21 protein-coding genes are annotated in these 20,563 nt (G+C 59.3%); 8 read left to right on the top strand and 13 right to left on the bottom strand.

Annotated elements, in window-relative coordinates; translation table 11 throughout:
• Positions 1-8: 8 nt before the first annotated feature.
• From ttcA to ACR0DB_RS14815, 8 genes are all read left to right on the top strand, one after another.
• Entirely contained in the window at positions 9-902 is an 894-nt protein-coding gene (gene ttcA, locus ACR0DB_RS14850) for a tRNA 2-thiocytidine(32) synthetase TtcA (RefSeq protein ID WP_480551877.1), read from the top strand.
• Between the two features lie 71 nt (positions 903-973).
• Positions 974-2,506, top strand: coding sequence for a putative bifunctional diguanylate cyclase/phosphodiesterase (locus tag ACR0DB_RS14845; RefSeq protein WP_480551875.1), 1,533 nt, complete (start codon positions 974-976; stop codon positions 2,504-2,506).
• Positions 2,507-2,629: 123 nt separating this feature from the next.
• The gene (gene yidC / locus ACR0DB_RS14840) at positions 2,630-4,459 is read left to right on the top strand and encodes a membrane protein insertase YidC (protein ID WP_170773655.1); all 1,830 of its coding nucleotides are present in this window, start codon (positions 2,630-2,632) and stop codon (positions 4,457-4,459) included.
• Complete coding sequence (locus ACR0DB_RS14835) at positions 4,456-5,193, top strand: MOSC domain-containing protein (RefSeq protein ID WP_480551873.1); 738 nt, start codon at positions 4,456-4,458, stop codon at positions 5,191-5,193. The genes yidC and ACR0DB_RS14835 overlap by 4 nt, the downstream gene beginning before the upstream one ends.
• The gene (gene yihA, locus ACR0DB_RS14830; protein WP_480551871.1) at positions 5,190-5,843 is read left to right on the top strand and encodes a ribosome biogenesis GTP-binding protein YihA/YsxC; all 654 of its coding nucleotides are present in this window, start codon (positions 5,190-5,192) and stop codon (positions 5,841-5,843) included. Before ACR0DB_RS14835 ends, yihA begins: the two co-directional genes overlap by 4 nt.
• Positions 5,844-5,903: 60 nt before the next feature.
• Positions 5,904-6,767 carry an acetylglutamate kinase gene (gene argB, locus ACR0DB_RS14825; RefSeq protein ID WP_170787571.1) on the top strand — a complete coding sequence of 288 codons (864 nt, stop codon included), beginning with the start codon at positions 5,904-5,906 and terminating at the stop codon, positions 6,765-6,767.
• Between the two features lie 19 nt (positions 6,768-6,786).
• The gene (locus ACR0DB_RS14820; protein WP_480551869.1) at positions 6,787-7,473 is read left to right on the top strand and encodes a ferredoxin; all 687 of its coding nucleotides are present in this window, start codon (positions 6,787-6,789) and stop codon (positions 7,471-7,473) included.
• Positions 7,470-7,967 carry a SixA phosphatase family protein gene (locus ACR0DB_RS14815; RefSeq protein WP_480551867.1) on the top strand — a complete coding sequence of 166 codons (498 nt, stop codon included), beginning with the start codon at positions 7,470-7,472 and terminating at the stop codon, positions 7,965-7,967. Before ACR0DB_RS14820 ends, ACR0DB_RS14815 begins: the two co-directional genes overlap by 4 nt.
• 46 nt (positions 7,968-8,013) lie before the next feature.
• Here ACR0DB_RS14815 and ACR0DB_RS14810 read toward each other — a convergent pair whose 3' ends face one another.
• The 13 genes from ACR0DB_RS14810 to rpsM all read right to left on the bottom strand — a co-directional run bounded on the left by ACR0DB_RS14810 (position 8,014) and on the right by rpsM (position 20,486).
• Positions 8,014-8,805 (bottom strand): amino acid ABC transporter ATP-binding protein, encoded by a 792-nt coding sequence (locus ACR0DB_RS14810; protein WP_353394379.1) that lies wholly within the window; start codon positions 8,803-8,805, stop codon positions 8,014-8,016.
• Positions 8,806-8,817: 12 nt separating this feature from the next.
• Positions 8,818-10,116 carry an amino acid ABC transporter permease gene (locus ACR0DB_RS14805; RefSeq protein ID WP_170790532.1) on the bottom strand — a complete coding sequence of 433 codons (1,299 nt, stop codon included), beginning with the start codon at positions 10,114-10,116 and terminating at the stop codon, positions 8,818-8,820.
• 3 nt (positions 10,117-10,119) lie between these two features.
• Complete coding sequence (locus ACR0DB_RS14800) at positions 10,120-11,352, bottom strand: amino acid ABC transporter permease (protein WP_170773647.1); 1,233 nt, start codon at positions 11,350-11,352, stop codon at positions 10,120-10,122.
• A 122-nt stretch (positions 11,353-11,474) separates the two neighbouring features.
• Complete coding sequence (locus ACR0DB_RS14795; RefSeq protein ID WP_170773646.1) at positions 11,475-12,491, bottom strand: amino acid ABC transporter substrate-binding protein; 1,017 nt, start codon at positions 12,489-12,491, stop codon at positions 11,475-11,477.
• Between the two features lie 207 nt (positions 12,492-12,698).
• Positions 12,699-13,406, bottom strand: coding sequence for an ATP12 family chaperone protein (locus ACR0DB_RS14790; protein WP_480551865.1), 708 nt, complete (start codon positions 13,404-13,406; stop codon positions 12,699-12,701).
• Positions 13,407-13,410: 4 nt separating this feature from the next.
• Entirely contained in the window at positions 13,411-14,082 is a 672-nt protein-coding gene (locus ACR0DB_RS14785) for an HAD-IA family hydrolase (RefSeq protein WP_170773642.1), read from the bottom strand.
• Complete coding sequence (locus ACR0DB_RS14780; protein WP_480551863.1) at positions 14,079-15,122, bottom strand: RluA family pseudouridine synthase; 1,044 nt, start codon at positions 15,120-15,122, stop codon at positions 14,079-14,081. Before ACR0DB_RS14780 ends, ACR0DB_RS14785 begins: the two co-directional genes overlap by 4 nt.
• Positions 15,123-15,217: 95 nt before the next feature.
• Positions 15,218-16,528 carry a replication-associated recombination protein A gene (locus tag ACR0DB_RS14775; protein WP_480551861.1) on the bottom strand — a complete coding sequence of 437 codons (1,311 nt, stop codon included), beginning with the start codon at positions 16,526-16,528 and terminating at the stop codon, positions 15,218-15,220.
• Entirely contained in the window at positions 16,525-17,910 is a 1,386-nt protein-coding gene (locus ACR0DB_RS14770; RefSeq protein ID WP_480551859.1) for a trypsin-like peptidase domain-containing protein, read from the bottom strand. Before ACR0DB_RS14770 ends, ACR0DB_RS14775 begins: the two co-directional genes overlap by 4 nt.
• 130 nt (positions 17,911-18,040) lie before the next feature.
• Positions 18,041-18,463, bottom strand: a complete 423-nt coding sequence (gene rplQ, locus ACR0DB_RS14765) for a 50S ribosomal protein L17 (protein WP_039538314.1) — start codon at positions 18,461-18,463, stop codon at positions 18,041-18,043.
• Positions 18,464-18,581: 118 nt separating this feature from the next.
• Entirely contained in the window at positions 18,582-19,598 is a 1,017-nt protein-coding gene (locus tag ACR0DB_RS14760; protein ID WP_170773634.1) for a DNA-directed RNA polymerase subunit alpha, read from the bottom strand.
• 114 nt (positions 19,599-19,712) lie between these two features.
• Entirely contained in the window at positions 19,713-20,102 is a 390-nt protein-coding gene (gene rpsK, locus ACR0DB_RS14755) for a 30S ribosomal protein S11 (RefSeq protein WP_170462414.1), read from the bottom strand.
• 15 nt (positions 20,103-20,117) lie between these two features.
• Positions 20,118-20,486, bottom strand: coding sequence for a 30S ribosomal protein S13 (rpsM, locus tag ACR0DB_RS14750; protein WP_170456119.1), 369 nt, complete (start codon positions 20,484-20,486; stop codon positions 20,118-20,120).
• Positions 20,487-20,563: the final 77 nt, after the last annotated feature.

Below are 20,563 nucleotides of genomic sequence, written 5' to 3'. Positions count from 1 at the left end.
GGCTGCGCATGTTTGACGAAGCTGACGATATCCACCCGCTCTTTGCCGGCGCGCCCTCGACCACCGAGTTCAAGAAGCTGCGCAAGCGCATCGTGCGCCAATCCCGCGAAGCCATCGAGCAATACGGGATGGTGGACCCGTCGACCCATGACAAAGATGGCAAGCCTCCACGCTGGTTGGTCTGCCTGTCAGGCGGCAAGGACAGCTATACCCTGCTGGCAGTGCTTTATGAGCTGAAATGGCGCGGCTTGCTGCCCGTCGATCTGCTGGCCTGCAATCTGGATCAGGGTCAACCCGGCTTTCCGGCCACCGTTCTGCCCGAGTTTCTGAACCGCATGGGCGTACCTCACCGGATCGAATATCAAGACACCTATTCCGTCGTGATGGACAAGGTTCCGCAAGGTCGGACTTATTGCGCGCTGTGCTCGCGCTTGCGCCGGGGCAACTTGTACCGCATCGCACGGGAAGAGGGATGCTCGGCCGTGGTGCTGGGACATCACCGCGACGATATCCTCGAGACATTTTTCATGAACCTCTTCCACGGTGGGCGTCTGGCCACGATGCCGCCGAAACTGGTGAATGAAGAGGGCGACTTGTTCGTCTACCGCCCGCTGGCCCATGTGGCCGAGGCCGATTGCGAGAAATTTGCCAACGCGATGAACTATCCCATTATCCCCTGCGATCTCTGCGGCAGTCAGGACGGGCTACAGCGCCAGCAAGTGAAACAGATTCTGGATCAGTGGGAAAAGAACAGCCCCGGTCGCCGACAGGTGATGTTCCGCGCCCTGACCAACGCTCGGCCTTCGCATCTGCTGGACCCGAAATTGTTCGATTTTCAAGGCCTTGCGTTGCGCCCCGGCAAAAATGACGAAAATTCGGATGAAATTCCGCGTCTGCGTTAACGTCTGACTCAGAATGGTTTTCTACGGTTTTCCCAAGCGTGCGATGCCCAAGGGAAAGGCCCGGAACACCAATGTGGAAACGTATCCCGGTTGAAAAAGCTCTCAATGTTCTGACCACCGCCCTCAGCGGCCCGCCCGCGCTGGCCTTTGCCCCTGCGATCAGCCTGGCCGCGTTCTGGATGGGGGGAGAGCGGGCTTTGGTTACTGTGGCTTTGACCCTGCCGCTTTTACTGGCGGCATTTTCCGCGCTGGCCACAACACCCGGCGACCAAACCGTGCCCAGCGGGTTGATCCCGCTCGACAGCTTTGCCGCAGGGATGGAGGGATTTTTCAGGTCCACCGCCACCACGCGTGACGACTCGGCCTGCCTAATTGTGGCATTGGACGGGTACACTGAATTCGAGGATCTGCACGGCAACGCAGCAACGGCACATGTGGTTGATCAGTTCCGCAGTCGAGTGCTGTCGGTGATCCGCGCTCATGATATCGCTGCCCGATTGGATGAGGACAAAATCGTCGTCGGACTGAACCCGTCCAAGCATCTTGATCTTGAAGCTTGCATCCAAATGTCGGGGCGCATTCAAGCCACTATTGAAGAACCCGTGGTGCTGAACGGCACCGGCATTTACCTGTCTTGCTCGATCGGGTTCAGCCTGTTGTCCAGCATCCGGAATGATGGGTTTGAGGCGTGGATTGATGCTGCCTCAGCCGCTTTGGATGAGGCGCAAAGAAATGGCCCCTCGACCATCCGCGCCTATTCCAGCGAAACGCGGCGCCGCTCACGCATCCGGGCCAACCTGCGGCGCGAGTTTGATGCCGCACTGGATAGTGGCGAGATTCGACCCTGGTTTCAGCCTCAGATTTCGACGGATACCGGCCGCGTCACCGGGTTCGAAGCGCTGGCACGTTGGGAGCATCCGCAAAAAGGCGTGCTGAGCCCGCATGTATTTCTGCCTTTTGCCGAACAGGCGGGTCTAATGGAGCGTTTTGGCCAAACCATGCGCCACCACGCCTTCGCCGCCATACGTCAATGGGACAATGCCGGGATCGTTGTGCCCCGGATCGGCGTGAATTTCTCCTCAGATGAGCTGCGCGACCCAGCGCTGATCGACCGGCTGAAATGGGAGCTGGACCAAAACGACCTGACCCCCGACCGGTTGGCCGTTGAAGTGCTGGAAACCGTCTTCTCGCGCCGACCCGATGACGTGATTACCCGCAACGTGACTAGCCTGTCGAAACTGGGGTGCTGCATTGATTTGGATGATTTCGGGACGGGACATGCCTCAATCGCGTCGATCAAGCGCTTTGATGTTTCTCGGATCAAGATCGACCGCTCTTTTGTGGCCAAGGCAGATCGGGATGCCAGCCAGCAGCAGCTGGTCAGCGCCATCCTGACCATGGCCGAGCGGCTGAACGTCGAAACTCTGGCCGAAGGGGTCGAAACGCCGGGCGAACACGCACTGATGGCTCAGCTGGGCTGCAACCATGTTCAGGGCTTCGGGATTGGCAAGCCAATGCCCTTCGAAAACACGTTCGACTGGATCACGGCCCATCAGAACAAGCTGAACGGTGTGCCCAAGATTGGTCGCAAAGCCGGCCCATAAACGCAAAATTGCACCACAAATACGCACTCAGCGGCGGTTTGACGGGCGAATCCGCTTGACCTTTGGGGCTGCACTCTGTTGAACCCACCGGGTGTGTTTCACTGCTTAAGGTGGCTGTCCCAGATGGACGATCAGAACAAGAATCTCATCCTCGCAACCGCGCTCAGCTTTCTCGTGATCCTCGTTTGGTTCGTGCTGTTCCCGCCGCCGGAACAAACGACGCTGCCCGATCAGGCCGAGATCAGCGCCACCGACGCGACCGAGGTTCAGACGCCCAGCGCGTCGGATGCAGGCACGACTGGCGAGGCAACAGCCGCTGCGGAAGAAACACTGCCTGATGCCGAAGCTCCGCGCATTGCGATCGACACACCGCGCCTGGAAGGCAGCCTATCCCTGTCAGGTGGCCGCATCGATGAGCTATTCCTGAAGGACTACAAAGTCTCGATCGAAGAAGGCGCACCGATTGTGGAGTTACTGTCCCCGGTGGGATCGGAATCGGCCTATTATGCGTTGTACGGCTGGGCGCCTGGCGCAGGTGTTGCAGGCACCGATGTTCCGGGGCCCAATACGCTGTGGACGCTGGAAAGCGGTGAGACGTTGGGCGTCGACACGCCGGTCACTCTGAAATGGGATAATGGCAACGGCCTGACCTTCCGCCGGACCATCTCGGTGGACGAGAACTATATGTTCGACGTTACCCAATCGGTGGAAAACAACACGCAGGCCGAAGTGGGCATGGCCCCCTATGGCATCCTAGCCCGTCACGGGATCGGCGAAGATGGCGATCTGCCCGGTCTCAAGAACTTCTTCATCCTGCACGAGGGCGTCATGGTCATGGCCGATGGCGTGCTGGACGAGATCGACTATGGCGATGTCCGCGACTTTGACATCGACCCGAATGAACGTGCGCAGGCCGAGGTGTTTCAGGTCAAGGAAGGCGGCTGGGTTGGCTTCACCGATCACTACTGGATGACCACCCTGATCCCCGAAGAAGGATCGGCCTTCAAAGCCGCCGCCAAATACGATGCGCGCCGCAAGATTTACCAAACCGAAACCGTTCTTCCGACATTGTCTGTAGCCCCCGGCGCGACTGAAGAGGTTACGACCCGTCTGTTCGCGGGCGCCAAGGAATGGGAAACCATTCGCGAATATCAGGCTGAAGGCGTTCAGAAGTTCATCGACAGCATCGACTGGGGCTGGTTCTATTTCCTGACCAAGCCGATCTTCTGGCTGCTGCACAACATCAATGCGCTGATTGGCAACATGGGCTGGTCGATAATCGGCCTGACGTTGATCATTAAAGCCATCTTGTTCCCGCTGGCGTTCAAATCCTACGTCTCGATGGCGAAGATGAAGGAGCTGCAGCCGCAGATGGAGGCCCTGAAAGAGGCCGCAGGCGACGACCGCCAGAAGATGCAGCAAGGCATGATGGAGCTGTACAAGAAGGAAAAGGTAAACCCCGCCGCGGGCTGTTTGCCAATCCTGTTGCAGATCCCGATCTTCTTCTCGCTGTATAAGGTGATTTTCGTCACCATCGAACTGCGTCAGGCCCCATGGTTCGGCCCTTTCCAAGACCTGAGCGCGCCGGACCCGACCTCGATTATGAACCTGTTTGGCTTGTTGCCCTGGGCGGCGCCGCAACCTGAAAGCTTCATGGCGCTGATCTTCATCGGCATCCTGCCATTGCTTCTGGGTATCTCGATGTGGCTGCAACAGAAACTGAACCCGGCCCCAACTGACGCGACGCAGGCGATGATCTTCGCCTGGATGCCTTGGGTCTTCATGTTCATGCTGGGTGGGTTTGCCAGCGGTCTGGTCGTCTACTGGATTGCAAACAACACGATCACTTTCACGCAGCAATACCTGATCATGCGCAGCCAGGGCTATACACCGGATGTGTTCGGCAACATCAAATCAGGCTTCAAGCGCACGCCAAAAGCGGATGACAAATGACCGGTGAAGTAACCAGCCTCTGGCGGCATCCGATCAAAAGCCATGGCCGCGAGGCCGTCCAGACCGTCACTCTGAACCCCGGGCAGACCATGCCCGGGGATCGCGTTTGGGCGGTCGCGCATGAGGCGTCCAAGGCCGATGGGTCCGAATGGGTGCCGTGCCCAAATTTCAGTCGCGGGGCCAAGGCACCGTCACTGATGGCAATCTCGGCCCGGACCGACGGTGACATCGTCACCCTCACCCATCCCGATCGCCCCGAGCTGCGCTTTCAGCCGGACACGCAGCAGGATGTCTTTCTGGATTGGGTCAAACCGTTGATGCCTGTAGAGCGCGCGGCCTCGACCCGGATTGTCCGAGTGCCCGGGCGCGGCATGACCGACAGCGATTTCCCCTCGATCAGCCTGTGCAACATGGCCTCACATCGCGCGGTCGAGCAAAAGCTGGGGCAGGAGCTGTCCCCCATTCGCTGGCGCGGCAATATCTGGTTCGACGGCTTGCCCCTGTGGGAAGAATTTGACTGGCTTGGCCGCGACATTCAGATCGGTCGGGCCGTTCTGCATGTGCGTGAACGGATCACCCGATGCCTTGCGACAACCGCGAACCCGGATACCGGGCAGCGCGACGCCGACACACTGGCAGCCCTGAACTCATGGGATCATCAGGATTTTGGCGTCTACGCCGAAGTGATCCGGGGCGGCGAGGTCAAGCCGGGCGACAAGGTTCAACTGCTATGACCACCCTGCCCTTTCCACTGGCCGAAGCACCGGATGAGTTCGCGCAAGAGCGTGGCCGCAAACTGTTTGCGGGCGAATCCGAGTTCGTCAAAGGCGTGGTCGCCATGGACGGCCTGCCCGCACCCGACCGGCTCGAGGTGTGTTTCGCGGGTCGTTCGAACGTGGGCAAATCTAGCCTGATCAACGCTTTGACAGGCACCAAAGGATTGGCGCGTGCCTCGAACACGCCGGGCCGCACGCAAGAGATCAACTTTTTCACCCAAGGCCCCGAGCTGTATCTGGTCGACCTGCCCGGCTATGGCTATGCCAACGCGCCGGTCAAGGTGGTCGAGAAATGGCAGCGCCTGCTGAAACAGTACCTGAGCGGGCGTCAGACCCTGCGCCGCGCCTTTGTGCTGATCGACTCGCGTCACGGGGTGAAACCGGTCGATGCCGAGATCATGAAGCTGCTGGACACCAGCGCCGTGACCTTTCAATGCGTGATGACCAAGGCCGACAAGGTCAAGGCCAAGGACCGCGAAAAGGTGCTGGAACAAGTGCGCGGAGCGCTGTCGAAACACCCTGCCGCCTTCCCCGAGATCGTACTGACGTCGTCCGAAAAGGGTGACGGGATTCCAACCTTGCGTTCGATCATCGCTCATCTGGAATAGCTAGCCTCTTGGCAGCACCGTGCAAAGGCCCTAACACGGAACGTCAGAGGGACCTAAGCCATGAAGACACGAGATATGAACCGGGACTGGATCGCCACCGCTGCCACTTTGAACAGCGCCTTGCCGTATCTGCAACGCTATGACGGGGCAATTGTCGTCATCAAGCTGGGCGGGCACGCCATGGGCAGTGATGAAGCGATGGAAAGCTTTGCCCGCGACGTGGTGCTGATGCGTCAGGTCGGGGTGAACCCGGTGATCGTCCATGGCGGTGGTCCGATGATCAACGCGATGCTGGATAAGTTGGACATCCAGTCCGAATTTGTCGGCGGCAAGCGTGTCACTGACAAACCGACCGTGGAAGTGGTCGAGATGGTCTTGTCCGGTCTCGTGAACAAGCGCATCGTGCAGGCGATCAACGGCCAGGGCGGCACTGCCGTGGGCCTGTCAGGCAAGGATGCCAACCTGATCATCTGCGAGCAGACAGACCCTTCATTGGGGTTCGTAGGTTCTCCGTCGCAGATGGACCCGAAAATCCTACATGATCTGTTTGCCCATGACGTGATTCCAGTGATCGCGCCGTTGGGCGCTGGGCGCGAGGGTGAGACATTCAACGTCAATGGCGACACCGCCGCCGGTGCAATCGCCTCGGCGCTGAAGGCGGACCGCTTGCTGCTCCTGACTGATGTCTCGGGTGTAAAGAATGCCGCCGGAGAGGTCGTTACCGAGTTGAAAGCCGGCCAGATCCGCGAAATGACCCTGGAAGGCACGATTGCGGGCGGCATGATCCCCAAGACCGAAACCGCGCTGGACGCGCTACACAGCGGCGTGCGGGCGGTGGTCATTCTGGACGGGCGCGCGCCAAACGCGGTACTACTGGAGCTGTTCACCGAGCATGGCGCCGGGTCATTGATCCGCCCTGACTGACCCAAAGAGCCAAAAAGAGATGACCGCACTTCCACCAGCCTCAGCCTATCGCACAGCGATCAGCTATGGCTGGGTGGGGCGCGTGGCGCATCAGGCAGGCCTGATCGTGATGGGCGCAACGCATCCCCGGATCAGCGAGGCCAAAGGACTGGACGGGGGCACTTTGGTTCTACTGGGCGCAGGCTCAGCCTTCTGGCCCGTTCTGAAAGCCGCACCGGAATGGCAGGAACCTGACCCGGTGGACCAATGGTCGACCCGTGTTATTGGCCAGATGGCGCGGGATTTGGGCGCTACCGCACATTTCCCGTTTGGTGGCCCACCCTATGCACCGTTCATCGATTGGGCACTGAAATCGGGCCGCACGTTCAGCAGTCCGGTCGGCGCGCTGGTACATGATACCGTGGGCATGATGATCTCATATCGGGGTGCCCTGCATTTTGAGCAGGAATTTTACATACCCGAGGTCTCTGATCTCTCTCCCTGTACGAACTGCCCAGCCCCTTGTGTGACTTCCTGTCCGGTGGAGGCCCTAAACAGCCGCGAATTCTACAACGTGGCCGCATGCCATGACCACCTGTCCACCATCGAAGGCCAGACCTGCATGACCGGCGGTTGTCAGGCGCGGCTGGCCTGCCCTCTGAGCGCCGGTGCAGGCCGCGACCCGGAACAATCCGCGCACCATATGCGGGCCTTTCACCCGTCATGAGCCTGACGCTGATCCTGACCCGGCACGCAAAATCCAGTTGGGACAACCCAACGCTTGACGATCATGACCGTCCTTTGAACAAACGAGGCCGGAAGTCCGCCCAAGCGGTTGGTGCATGGTTGCAGCAGCACAACCTTGTCCCGGACGAGGTTCTCAGCTCGACCTCAGCCCGCACGCGCGAGACCTGGGACCGGATGGGGTTGCAAGCGGAAAAAATCTGCTTTCATCGCACGCTCTATCTGGCGGAGCCCGAAGAGATGTTGATCGAATTGTCCGGGGCGACCGAGCCCACGGTGCTGATGCTGGGCCACAATCCCGGTATTGCCGAATTTGCCAGCCGTATCGTACGAAGCGCGCCGGATCATGCGCGGTTTCACGACTATCCCACAGGCGCCACAATGATCATCCGCTTTGGCATCACCGATTGGGCCGACATAGACTGGCACAGCGGGGACGTTCAAGAATTCGCCATTCCGCGCGAACTGCTGGAATAGAAAAAGGCGAGGCCAAAGCCCCGCCCTTTCCCAAATTTCGAATGGATCAGTGGCCCAGAATCTGGCTGAGGAACAGCTTTGTCCGTTCGCTTTGCGGGTTGTTGAAGAACTCTTCGGGTTCGTTCTGTTCCACGATCTGGCCTGCGTCCATAAAGATCACACGGTTGGCGACCTGACGGGCAAAGCCCATCTCGTGCGTGACGCACAGCATGGTCATACCTTCCTCGGCTAGTTCGATCATGGTGTCGAGCACCTCTTTGATCATCTCGGGGTCCAGCGCCGAAGTGGGTTCATCGAACAACATAATCCGCGGCATCATGCACAAGGACCGCGCAATCGCCACACGCTGCTGCTGACCACCGGACAATTGGCCGGGATACTTCAGCGCCTGATCGGGAATTTTCACCTTTTCCAGGAAATGCATTGCCCGCTCTTCGGCTTCTTTCTTGGGCGTCTTGCGCACCCAGATCGGGGCCAGCGTGCAGTTTTCCAGAATGGTCAGGTGCGGGAACAGGTTGAAGTGCTGGAACACCATACCAACCTCGGACCGGATCTTGTCGATGTTTTTCAGGTCATTCGACAGCTCGGTCCCGTCCACGATGATCGTGCCCTGCTGGTGTTCCTCCAGCGCGTTCAGGCAGCGGATCAGGGTGGATTTTCCGGAACCAGAAGGCCCCGCGATCACGATCCGCTCGCCCTGATTGACGGTCAGATTGATGTCGCGCAGCACGTGGAAAGACCCGTACCACTTGTTCATGCCGTTGATTTCGATGGCGACTTCGTCGCTCACCTGCATTTTCGAGCGGTCGATTTCGCGTTCAATTGCAAGTTCAGACATGTGTTGAACTCCTTAACGATGGTCCGTGGCAAGGCGACGCTCGAGCCACTGGGAATATTGAGAGATGCCGTAACAGACGACGAAAAACAGAAGCGCGGCAAAGCCCAGAAGCTCCCAATAGACGCCGTTCCATTCGGTTGACGCCAGGATGGGCCCCCGGATCATGCCCACCAGATCGAACATCGAGATGACCGAAACCAGTGTGGTGTCTTTGAACAGGCCAACGGCCACGTTCACGATACCAGGGATCGAGATCTTCAGTGCCTGCGGCAGGATGATCAGGCGCATCGCCTGAGGGTAATCCAAGCCTAGACTATCTGCTGCCTCGTACTGTCCACGTGGAAGCGCTGCCAGACCGCCACGGATAACCTCGGCGATATAAGCGGCCGAGAACATGGTGATCATGATCACAACGCGCAGGAACAGGTCGACCGTGCTGTCAGGCGGGAAGAAATAGGCCAGCATCACCGAAGCCACGAACAGCAGCGTGATCAGAGGCACGCCACGGATGAATTCGATGAAGATGACACAGACCCACTTGATCAGCGGCATGGAAGATTGACGACCCAGTGCAAGTGCAATCCCAAGCGGAACCGACAGTGACACGCAGGTCAGGCCCAGCATCATGTTCAGCATGAAGCCGCCCAGATCACGACTTGGAACTGCCGTGAGCATAGCCCCTTCGTTGGCATCTTCCGGGATCAGAGCCCCGCCGATATTCCAGACAATCAGAGCCACCACGATCGCGCCGAAGAACCCTGCAGCGAAGCTGTTGCGGCCAAGCTTCTGAAACACTGCTCCTGCCGCTATAAAGCCAACCAATGCCACGAGTGGAACCAGAATAGTGCCGCCCCAGATCAGCCAGAAAGCGATAAAGGGGTAGAGCGCCGTGAACACCAGCAGCTTGCGCGGCAGGTCAAAGAACAGGACCGGTGCCAGAGCCACCAACATCAATACGAATGCCAGATTCGGGCGCCAGTAGGCCTCGTCAGGGTATTTGAAACCGTAGATCAGTTGCGGCCAGCGTTCTGTAAGAACCGCGAAACAGGCCCCAGTCTTACCAGCCAGAATTTCACGGCATTCCGCCAGAGAATTGGCATTCCATACCCCGTTCAGAATCCACGGCAACGTGTTTTTGAGCAGAACATAGATCAGAATCAAAGACAAAAGCGTCAGGATCGTGTTGGTCACGCCCGAGAACAGGTTCTCGCGCAGCCATTTGACGATCCCCGTCTGGTTCGCTGGTGGAGGAGAAGGAGGAATGGTGCCTTCAGCCACAAAAGCGATCGGATTTGTTGTTTGATCAGCCATGGCTCAGCGCTCCTTCAACTTGACGGATGCGTTGTAGACGTTCATCGCCATCGAGATCAGCAGCGAAGCCGTCAGATAGAACAGCATAAGCAGCAGAACACACTCAATCGCGCGGCCAGTCTGGTTCAGCGTGATCCCCCCCAAAGTGGCGGTGATATCCGCATACCCCACGGCAATCGCCAGTGACGAGTTCTTGGTGATGTTCAAGTACTGTGAAATCAACGGCGGGATAATCACACGCAATGCCTGAGGCAGGATCACAAGATTCATGATCCGACCGGGGCGCAGGCCCAACGCAGCAGCAGCCTCAGTCTGGCCTTTGCTGATCGCCTGAATACCCGCGCGCACGTTTTCCGCGATGAAGGCGCCAGTATAGATCGACAAGGCGAACCAAAGTGCGATCAGAGGTCCACCGATCTTGATGCCACCGGAGAAGTTAAAACCCTTCAGCTCAGGCACATCCCAAGTCAGCCCCATCAGCACCATCAGCAACGCGACGGGCACTAGCCAGACACCCAGTTTGACAAGGCCGGTTTTGGGTCGTTGGCCGGTCTGTTCCTGTTGCAGGGTTGCACGCTTCTCAACCTCGCGCGAGGCGAACCACGAACCAATCAATACAGCAATCACCAGCAACCAATTCAGAAAAGCTGCACTGAAAAAACCGCTAGAGAAATGAGGCCCGGGGATATAAACGCCGCGGTTGGTAAAGGCGAACAAGTCAAACAGCATACTTGAAGTCGGGTTGTCACCTCGGAAGGCGCGCGGACCCGGCAGCACAGCCGTCATGATCGTAAAGATGATGATGATCCAGATCAGCACAGGAATATTCCGGAAGATCTCGACGTAGACCGCCATTAGCTTTGAGACGAGCCAGTTATTCGACAGACGCAAGACCCCAGCGATCACTCCAAAGACAGTGGCGGTGATACACGCAAGAAACGCCACCAGCAGAGTGTTCAGAATGCCCACAACAGCCGCACGTCCATGCGAGGACTGGCTGTCATATTCGATCAAACGCTGGTTGATGTCGTATCCGGACGGATCGCCCAGAAAAGTATAGGAAATGTTCAGGCCTGCGGCCCGCAGGTTCTGGATCAGGTTATTGCCCAGATACCAAATGGAAAGCGCAATAGCGATGGCCGCGATCACTTGAAATGTCAGCGAGCGATAGCGGGTATCGTTTATGAGCATAGACAACCGAAAGTCAGCTTTCGGCGGGTCGGTCATAGTCGACATATTTTGGATCCCCGTAGTCTGCGGATTCTTCTTTTCCGGCAGGGTTCTCCCCGCTCATGAGCTGTCCGCAGCAATTTGATGAGAAAAGGGCGCAGGTTCCCCCGCGCCCTTTTCCTTAGGATTTAGCGGAACGGCGGCGAGTACAGCAGGCCGCCATCGGTCCACTGCGCGTTCAGGCCGCGTGCCAGACCGATCGGAGTTTCTTCGCCGATGTTCTTGGCAAAGACTTCACCATAGTTGCCGCCCGATTTGATCGCGCGCATCGCCCACTGAGCGTCGAGGCCCAGCATCTCACCCAGAGTGCCTTCGCTGCCGAGCAGACGGTTCACTTCGGGGTTGTTGGTGCCAGCGGCCATCTCGTCGATGTTTGCCGAGGTCACGCCCAGCTCTTCAGCCGAGACCAGCGCGTTCAGAGTCCAGCGGACAACGTCGCCCCACTCGTGATCGCCGTGACGGACCAGCGGGCCCAGAGGCTCTTTCGAGATGATTTCGGGCAGAAGGACATGCGCCGCCGGATCTTCGAACGTGGCGCGGGTTGCGGCCAGGCCCGATGCGTCGGTGGTGTAGACGTCACATGCGCCAGCCAGGTACTGCTGCTGCGCTTCGGCGTTGGTTTCGATCGGAACCGGCTCGTAGCTGATGTTGTTCGAGCGGAAGAAGTCCGCCAGGTTCAGCTCTGTCGTGGTGCCGGTCTGGATGCAGACGGTTGCGCCGTCCAGTTCTTTGGCCGAGCTAACACCCAGCGCCTTGGGAACCATAAAGCCCTGACCGTCATAGTAGTTCACGCCCACGAATTCGAACTTCAGGTCGACGTCGCGGCTAAAGGTCCAGGTGGTGTTACGGGCCAGCATGTCGATCTCGCCCGAGGCCAGCGCGGTGAAACGGGTCTTGCCAGTGGTCGGAACGAATTCTACGGCGCTCGCATCGCCCAGAACAGCAGCAGCGACCGCGCGGCACAGCGAGACGTCAAAGCCTTGCCATTCGCCATTCGCGTCGGGTGCGGCAAAGCCAACCAGACCGGTGGTCACACCGCAGTTCAGCTTACCGCGCGCTTTGACATCATCGACAGTCCCCGCTGCCGCTGCGCCTGCAGCCAGGCCGGCAACGGTTGCCACGCCCAAGATTACGGATTTTTTCATTTTTACCTCTTCCTGATTTTCCGCCTCTTTCCAGAGACGGCTCTGTCCGGCACCTTTGGCACCAGAAAGGTTTCCCCAAAGGTGTCTCCCCTTTAGTGCGCCCGAGTTTGGTCGCATTCATAAACAAACGTCAAGGGTCGGATCAGTGAAAACGATGGATCATCTTCCAGATGTCCGCAGTAACGGCAAAAATTCCGGCATAAGGGCTCAAACCGAGAGGTCAAAGAACCGCTTGGCGTGTAGGAAAGCGGCCCTTTTGACCTCGGACGCGGCGTGGGCCTCGTCGTCGTGACCCCATTGTTCGATTTGCCACAACTCGTCCAATCGAGAGGCTTGCCAGATCTCCTCGGCAGGGCGCCAATCTGCGGTAGCAGCGAATCCAAGCACCAGTGAACCAGACAGGCTGACCAGATCGTGGAAGGCGGCCAATTGGAAGTCCGTGAAATCATGGACACGTTGGCGCAGGCCCAGCAGGGCTTGCGGGTCCTGGGGATGATGCAAAACCCCGGCGACCGGCAGCAGGCGCGCGGCGAGCGTCTCGGCCGCCCAATCAAGGGCGGGGTCCCACTGATCCGCCTGTCGTTGCTGCAACTCTTGCGGGTGCGTGGCGCGGTAGCACAGAAGGTCCGAATCGCCGTAGTCGGCCAGCATGTCTGCAACCTCGGCGTGCTGATGCCGGACCTTGTCGATTGCGGCATTGGCCGAGCGCGTGAAGGGCATCGTGGTCGGGTCGACCTCTTTTTCCTGCGCGTCCCACTCGGTGGCAATCTCCTGCGCCATGGCCTGTGTCGGCACAACCAGCCCCGCCTTGGCAGGTGTTTTGACCCGGCGGCCATCCAGCTCGACGGTGAAGCCGCCTTCGGTCTCAACCACTGCGCTTTGGGTCCAGAATCGTTTCGGTTTCCAGTCGCTCATCGTGTCAGGTCCAGATTTGCTCCAGTGCGCCAGGCAACTGGTCGAATGTTTCAATGATGGTGGTCGCAGCCTCTAGCGCGGGACGCGCGTGGTAACCCCATGTGACGCCGACGCTGCGCACACCGGCAGCAGCGGCCATATCCATGTCAAACCGGGTGTCGCCGATCATCACGGTATCGATTGCCTCAACCCCTGTCTCGGCTCGCGCGGTGTCAATCATCGACGGGTGCGGTTTTGAAGGGTGATGATCTGCCACCTGCCGCGTGACGAAATAGCCTTGCAACCCGTGTCCTTCGATCAGCGCATCCAATCCGCGTTGAGATTTGCCGGTCGCCACACCCAGCAGCACCTCGGGGATGGCGTGCAACGCTTCAATCACCTCGCGGGCACCGGGATAGAGCGGCGATCCCGCCATGCCCTGTTCCAGCCGATGCGCGTGATAGGCCTGTTTATACTCCTCGACCAGCCGCGCCTGATCCGCATCCGAATGCTGCGGCGCAAGCTGCGCCAGCGCCTTGGGCAGCGACAGGCCAACAATGGACAGGATCGCCGTGCGCTCCGGCACCGGCAGGGACAGCGCGTTGAAACTGGCGGTCATAGCAGCAACGATACTGCCCTGACTGTCGACCAGAGTGCCGTCCACGTCGAACAGCACCAAACGCAGGGGTGCGCTCATTGCAGTTCCTTGAACGGGTCGTCGGCGGCCAGATCCTCGGTCCAGCCGAAGGTGTCCCAGCTGTGTTTCATGTGATCCGGCAAGGGGGCCTTCACGGTGATCGTCTTGCGCGTCACCGGGTGTTCGAACGAGGCCTGCCGCGCATGCAGGTGCAGCTTTTTGCTGATGATCCCGCCCAACTGCGCACCCCAGCCATCGCCAAGGTTTTCCTGACCCGAGCCGCCATATTTGCCGTCACCGATGATCGGATGACCAATCGCCGCCATATGCGCCCTCAGCTGATGCGTGCGGCCGGTGATCGGCTCCATCGCGACCCAAGCTGCGCGCCCGGCCACACGGTAGAGCGTGGCATAATGCGTATGCGCCCGCTTCGCGCCGGGGGTGTCGTTGACCTCGTTCAGATGGACGGGGATCATTTTCTCGCCCTCGCCGTGCTTGCCATGACCGGCGGCCTTGACCAGGCCGGTCTTGATCTCGCCCAGATAGGGGGTCGGCACACCGGCGACCAGGGCCCAATAGATCTTGCGCGTATCGCGGTGGCGAAAGGCTGCGGTCAGGCCCTTGGCGGCCTCGCGCGTGCGAGCCAGCAGCAGAACGCCGGATGTGTCCTTGTCCAACCGATGCACAAGGCGCGGGTTCTCGTCATAGCCAAAGCGTAGCGCCTCGGACAGGCTGTCCACATGCCGCGTCTGACCACTGCCGCCCTGCACGGGCAGGCCATGCGGTTTGTTCAGCGCCAGCACGTGGTCATCACGGTAAATCACGCAGGACTGGATCATCTTGGCATCGGCATCCGAAATCCGCCGCTTAACCTCGGCCGGTTTGTGATCTGCGTCGGGCAGAGGTGGCACGCGCACGACCTGCCCGGCCTCAAGCCGGGTCGCGGCTTTCACCCGTCCGCCATCCACGCGCAATTCACCCTTACGGCACATCTTTTCGATGCGGCCCTGGCTGACATGCGGAAATAGACGGCGCAGCCAACGGTCAATCCGCTGGTCGCCATCGCCTTCTGCCACGGTGATCATTTGTACGCCACTCATACCGATATCCCCTTCACGCGGCGGGTCCGCGCGGATTGCATGCCATTCAGTGCCATTGAAAACATGCGCGTCTGTGGCGTGCCTTACCGGCAGAGTCAACCGTTGCGTTGCGCCCGCAGCTTGGCGAAATAGTCCAACCGTTTTTTCAACTCGCGCTCGAACCCGCGTTCGACCGGTTGATACAGCTCAGGCCTGTCCATCCCGTCGGGAAAATAGTTCTGGCCGGAAAACCCATCCTCGGTATCATGGTCATAGGCATAGCCCGCGCCATAGCCCTGATCCTTCATGAGCGAGGTCGGCGCGTTCAGGATATGCTTGGGCGGCGGTTCACTGCCCGACTGCTTGGCCAGCCGCATCGCCGCCTTATACCCCACATAGGCCCCGTTTGATTTGGGGGCGAGCGCCAGATAGACCAGCGCCTGCGCCAGCGCCAATTCCCCCTCGGGACTACCAAGGCGTTCATAGGTCTGCCACGATTGCAGACAGATCGCCTGTGCCTGCGGATCGGCCAGCCCGATATCCTCGACCGCCATGCGCGTGATGCGTCGCGCCAAATAGCGCGGGTCTTCACCCCCGTTCAGCATCCGCGCGAACCAGTACAGCGCCGCATCTGGGTCCGACCCGCGCACCGATTTATGCAGGGCCGAGATTAGGTTGTAGTGTTCATCCCCCGACTTGTCGTATTTCGCCGCCCGCCGCATCAGACGGGTCGATAGCGCATCCGGGTCCAGCGGCGCGTCTACTTTCCACGCTGCGATTTGTTCGATCAGATTCAACAACGCCCGCCCGTCGCCATCGGCCATTTCCTGTAGTGCCTCGCGTGCGGGGCCGGTCAGGGGCAGCGCCGTGCCCAGTTCCTTTTCGGCACGCTGGGTCAGACGTTCCAGATCGGCCAGATCAAGGCGTTCCAGCACTAACACCTGCGCGCGGCTCAGCACAGCGGCGTTCAACTCGAACGAGGGGTTCTCGGTCGTCGCCCCCACCAGCAGGATCGTGCCGTCTTCCATATACGGCAAAAACCCGTCCTGCTGGGCCTTGTTGAACCGATGGATCTCATCCACGAACAGCAGCGTACCCTGCCCGTTCTGGTGGCGGATTTTCGCGGCCTCGAAGACCTTACGCAAATCGGGAACACCAGAGAAAATCGCGCTGATCTGCACGAAATGAAGGTCGGTTTCCTGCGCCAAGAGGCGTGCAATGGTCGTTTTGCCCACGCCCGGCGGCCCCCAAAAGATCAGGCTGGACAGGCTGCCCGAGGCCAGCATGACACCCAACGGAGCATCCGGTCCCAGGACCTGCTCCTGCCCGATCACATCCGCCAAGCTTTGGGGGCGCAAACGGTCGGCCAACGGACGATGCGCTGACGGGGCTGGTTGCGCCGCGCCGGTATCGAACAGATCACTCACAAGCGGAACCTTACCGAAACCGAACGCCCCCCGCGCGACACATCCAGCTGCAATCTGCGCCCCGGATCGGTCAGCGCCTGAACCACATCATCAGGGTGGTCAATTGAGACCCCATTGATGCTGTTGACTACGTCACCAACACGCAGACCCGAGCGCCCGCCATAGCGCCCCGGATCGGTGACGACCACGCCGGTCTGCGACAAGATCAACCCCATCCGTGCAATGACAGCCGGGTTGATCCGCGCTACTTTCAACCCTGGCATAACCGTCTGGTTGTCCAGTATTGCATCGTCCGAGGGCGGAACCTCGGGCGCTTTGATCAGGGCGATCTCGACCTCTTCCCGAACCTCGCCCCGCAACAGCGTCAGGACCGAGCTGCCGCCCACACCCGCGACAGACATGCGAAACTTCATTTCAGCGGGTGAGTTCACCTCGTCCCCATCCACATGCGTCACCACGTCGCCAACCCGCAACCCGGCTTCGCCCAAAGGACTGAGCGGATGCAGATCGGACACCACGACGCCCTGCGGAATTACAAGACCCAGAGACTCGGCGATGTCCGCACTCATGTGCTGGCCCGCCATCCCGGCCCATGGGCTTATGAAACTGTTATTTCCAGCCTGAGCCTGACGCAGGAATTCCGCAACCAAATTGGCCGGTATCGCAAAGCCGATTCCGTTCGACCCGCCCGAACGCGTCAGGATCGCGGTGTTGATGCCGATCAGATCACCGTTCACGTCAATCAATGCCCCGCCGGAATTGCCCGGATTGATCGCTGCATCGGTCTGGATGAAATAGCCCCGCGCATTACCGGTTGCCGTGCCCGTACGCGCCAACCCCGAGATAATCCCAGACGACACCGTTTGTCCGACGCCAAACGGGTTGCCAATTGCCAGCGCCAGTTCACCAACCTCAACCTGATCGGAATCGCGCAGAGGCAGATAAGGCAACGCCTCGGCCTCATCCAAACGCAGAATGGCGATATCGCTTTCCTTGTCGCCCAGCACCACCTGCGCGGAATACTCGCGACGATCGGTCGTGACCACCCGGATCTCAGTTGCCTTGCCGACAACGTGGAAGTTCGACACCACATACCCGTCTGCAGTCAGGATCACCCCCGACCCCAGCGAGTTCTGAACCCTTGGGCGCGGCTCGGCAAAACCGCGGCCGAAAAAGTCCTGAAAGAACGGGTCCGAAAACAGAGTGTTCCCCCGCCCTTCCCGCACGATCTTGGCATAGATATTCACTACCGCCGGTGCCGCTTGCTTCACCACCGGCGCAAAGCCGAGACTGATTTCGGCCTGAGAGGTCGGCACTTTGGTTTCAGCGTGGCTATGGGATGCAAGACTCAAAAGCATCAGGGTCAGAAAGACGCGGATCATGAGACCTCCGGGATTTGGATCGCCCCAGATATGCGGACCTGCGCAGCCGAATGCAAGTCAGCGATGCCGCAAAAGAAAAACCTCCGCCCGACGTGGGGCGGAGGTTTCTAATCAGCCAGACGGCGCGATCTTATTCTTCGTCAGCGGCTTCTTCGGCGGCAACGCGGGCCTTGTCGGCTGCGCCTTTGGCGTCGACGTCACGATCAACGAATTCGATGATCGCCATCGGCGCCATGTCGCCATAGCGGAAGCCTGCTTTCAGGATGCGGACGTAACCGCCCTGACGCTCGGCGTAGCGGGGGCCCAGAACTTCGAACAGCTTGGCGACGTCTTTGTCTTCTTTCAGCTGTGCTGCGGCCTGACGGCGGGCGTGCAGGTCGCCGCGCTTGCCCAGAGTGACCAGCTTTTCGATGATCGGGCGCAGTTCTTTTGCCTTGGGCAGTGTTGTCTTGATTTGCTCATGTTCGATGAGCGAGCCAGCCATGTTTGCAAACAGAGCCTTACGGTGCTCATGAGTACGGTTCAGGCGGCGGTAACCACGTGCGTGACGCATTTTCTAGTTCCTTCTTTCGCGTTTTGCTTTGTCTGGCCGGCGATGCGTGTCACCGGCTCTCCTTGAGGCGGAAGTGCCCATATGGTCCCCGGAATTCCGGGCATTTGTGAAGACGCGCTTAGAACGCGTCTTCGAATTTCTTCGCCAGATCTTCGATATTGTCGGGCGGCCAATCCTCGACATCCATGCCGAGGTGCAGACCCATGCCGGACAGCACTTCTTTGATCTCGTTCAGCGACTTGCGGCCGAAGTTCGGGGTGCGCAGCATCTCGGCTTCGGTCTTCTGGATCAGGTCGCCGATATAGACGATGTTGTCGTTCTTCAGGCAGTTTGCCGAACGGACCGACAGTTCCAGTTCGTCCACTTTCTTCAGCAGCAGCGGGTTAAACTCCAGACCATCGTCTTCGTCTTGGCGGCTGGCCGATTCCGGCTCGTCGAAGTTGACAAAGATCGACAGCTGATCCTGAAGGATACGTGCGGCAAATGCCAACGCGTCTTCGGGAGTGATCGAACCATCGGTTTCGATCTTCAGGGTCAGTTTGTCATAGTCCAGAACCTGACCTTCGCGGGTCGGCTGAACGTCATAGGCAACCTTCTTGACCGGCGAATAGATCGCGTCGATCGGGATCAGGCCGATGGGTGCATCTTCGGGCTTGTTCTTCTCAGCCGAGACGTAACCCTTGCCGGTGTTGACGGTCAGTTCCATGAACAGGTCGGCGCCATCATCCAGGTGACAGATGACGTGATCGCGGTTCAGAACCTCGATACCGGCGCTTTCGCTGATGTCGCCTGCGGTGACAACGGCGGGGCCTTTGGCATTGATCGACAGGCGCTTGGGACCTTCGACTTCCATACGCAGCGACACGCCTTTGAGGTTCAGGATGATGTCGGTGACGTCTTCACGGACACCAGCAACCGACGAGAACTCGTGCAATACGTTGTCGATCTGAACGCTGGTAATGGCCGCGCCTTGCAGCGAGCTCATTAGAACGCGGCGCAGCGCGTTACCCAAAGTCAGACCAAAGCCACGCTCCAGCGGTTCAGCAACCAGCGTTGCCTGACGCGCAGGGTCGTTGCCCGGCTTGCCGTCCAGCTGAGTCGGCTTGATCAATTCTGCCCAATTCTTATGGATCATGTAATCCCTCCATTCCTGTCCGCGCCCCATGACCAACAAGGTGCAGACGCCCGAGGTTCAAAATGACGTGCTGGGGCCGTGCAAAAACACAGCCCCAGCTCAATTCAAAATCGCTTAGACGCGGCGACGCTTCGGCGGGCGGCAACCATTGTGCGCAATCGGCGTCACGTCGCGGATCGACGTGATGTTGAAGCCCACAGCAGCCAGAGCGCGCAGAGCCGATTCACGACCCGAACCAGGGCCTTGAACTTCGACTTCCAGCGTCTTGACGCCATGTTCCTGCGCCTTCTTGCCCGCATCTTCTGCAGCCATCTGAGCAGCGTAAGGTGTCGATTTCCGCGAGCCTTTGAAGCCCATGGTACCGGCAGACGACCACGAAATGGCGTTGCCCTGTACGTCCGAGATCAGGATCTTGGTGTTGTTGAAGGTCGAGTTCACATGGGCAACGCCCGATGCGATGTTCTTACGCTCTTTGCGCTTGATGCGAGTCTTATCGCGTGCCATCGGTCAGACCCTCCCTTATTTCTTCTTACCAGCAATGGCCTTCGCGGGGCCTTTGCGGGTACGAGCATTGGTGTGGGTACGCTGACCGCGAACCGGCAGGTTGCGGCGGTGACGCAGACCGCGGTAGCAGCCCAGGTCCATCAGGCGTTTGACGTTCATCTGAACTTCACGACGCAGGTCACCTTCGACAGTGTAGTTTTCGTCGATGTACTCGCGGATTTTCAGAACTTCGGCGTCAGACAGTTCGTTGACGCGACGGGTCGCTTCAATGCCCACGGCTTCGCAGATCGCTTTTGCCGAGGTGTTGCCGATACCGGTGATATATGTGAGGGCGATAGGTACCCGCTTTGCAGTCGGGATGTTTACGCCGGCAATACGTGCCACGTGTCACTTTCCTTTTCGTTGCGGTTCCGTAACTCCAGAACCTTTTTTCACAACGCTTGACCTTGGCAGTGTCGCCA

Source organism: Ruegeria sp. AB6 (genome assembly GCF_056542685.1).
Note: the sequence above shows the minus strand (reverse complement) of the source record. Positions and strands in the feature narration are given on the sequence as shown.

Excerpts from the sequence above, each read along its gene's own strand:
- ttcA (WP_480551877.1), top strand. The coding sequence starts at position 9 with ATGTTTGACGAAGCTGACGATATCCACCCGCTCTTTGCCGGCGCGCCC.
- ACR0DB_RS14845 (WP_480551875.1), top strand. The coding sequence starts at position 974 with ATGTGGAAACGTATCCCGGTTGAAAAAGCTCTCAATGTTCTGACCACC.
- yidC (WP_170773655.1), top strand. The coding sequence starts at position 2,630 with ATGGACGATCAGAACAAGAATCTCATCCTCGCAACCGCGCTCAGCTTT.
- ACR0DB_RS14835 (WP_480551873.1), top strand. The coding sequence starts at position 4,456 with ATGACCGGTGAAGTAACCAGCCTCTGGCGGCATCCGATCAAAAGCCAT.
- yihA (WP_480551871.1), top strand. The coding sequence starts at position 5,190 with ATGACCACCCTGCCCTTTCCACTGGCCGAAGCACCGGATGAGTTCGCG.
- argB (WP_170787571.1), top strand. The coding sequence starts at position 5,904 with ATGAAGACACGAGATATGAACCGGGACTGGATCGCCACCGCTGCCACT.
- ACR0DB_RS14820 (WP_480551869.1), top strand. The coding sequence starts at position 6,787 with ATGACCGCACTTCCACCAGCCTCAGCCTATCGCACAGCGATCAGCTAT.
- ACR0DB_RS14815 (WP_480551867.1), top strand. The coding sequence starts at position 7,470 with ATGAGCCTGACGCTGATCCTGACCCGGCACGCAAAATCCAGTTGGGAC.
- ACR0DB_RS14810 (WP_353394379.1), bottom strand. The coding sequence starts at position 8,805 with ATGTCTGAACTTGCAATTGAACGCGAAATCGACCGCTCGAAAATGCAG.
- ACR0DB_RS14805 (WP_170790532.1), bottom strand. The coding sequence starts at position 10,116 with ATGGCTGATCAAACAACAAATCCGATCGCTTTTGTGGCTGAAGGCACC.
- ACR0DB_RS14800 (WP_170773647.1), bottom strand. The coding sequence starts at position 11,352 with ATGTCGACTATGACCGACCCGCCGAAAGCTGACTTTCGGTTGTCTATG.
- ACR0DB_RS14795 (WP_170773646.1), bottom strand. The coding sequence starts at position 12,491 with ATGAAAAAATCCGTAATCTTGGGCGTGGCAACCGTTGCCGGCCTGGCT.
- ACR0DB_RS14790 (WP_480551865.1), bottom strand. The coding sequence starts at position 13,406 with ATGAGCGACTGGAAACCGAAACGATTCTGGACCCAAAGCGCAGTGGTT.
- ACR0DB_RS14785 (WP_170773642.1), bottom strand. The coding sequence starts at position 14,082 with ATGAGCGCACCCCTGCGTTTGGTGCTGTTCGACGTGGACGGCACTCTG.
- ACR0DB_RS14780 (WP_480551863.1), bottom strand. The coding sequence starts at position 15,122 with ATGAGTGGCGTACAAATGATCACCGTGGCAGAAGGCGATGGCGACCAG.
- ACR0DB_RS14770 (WP_480551859.1), bottom strand. The coding sequence starts at position 17,910 with ATGATCCGCGTCTTTCTGACCCTGATGCTTTTGAGTCTTGCATCCCAT.
- rplQ (WP_039538314.1), bottom strand. The coding sequence starts at position 18,463 with ATGCGTCACGCACGTGGTTACCGCCGCCTGAACCGTACTCATGAGCAC.
- ACR0DB_RS14760 (WP_170773634.1), bottom strand. The coding sequence starts at position 19,598 with ATGATCCATAAGAATTGGGCAGAATTGATCAAGCCGACTCAGCTGGAC.
- rpsK (WP_170462414.1), bottom strand. The coding sequence starts at position 20,102 with ATGGCACGCGATAAGACTCGCATCAAGCGCAAAGAGCGTAAGAACATC.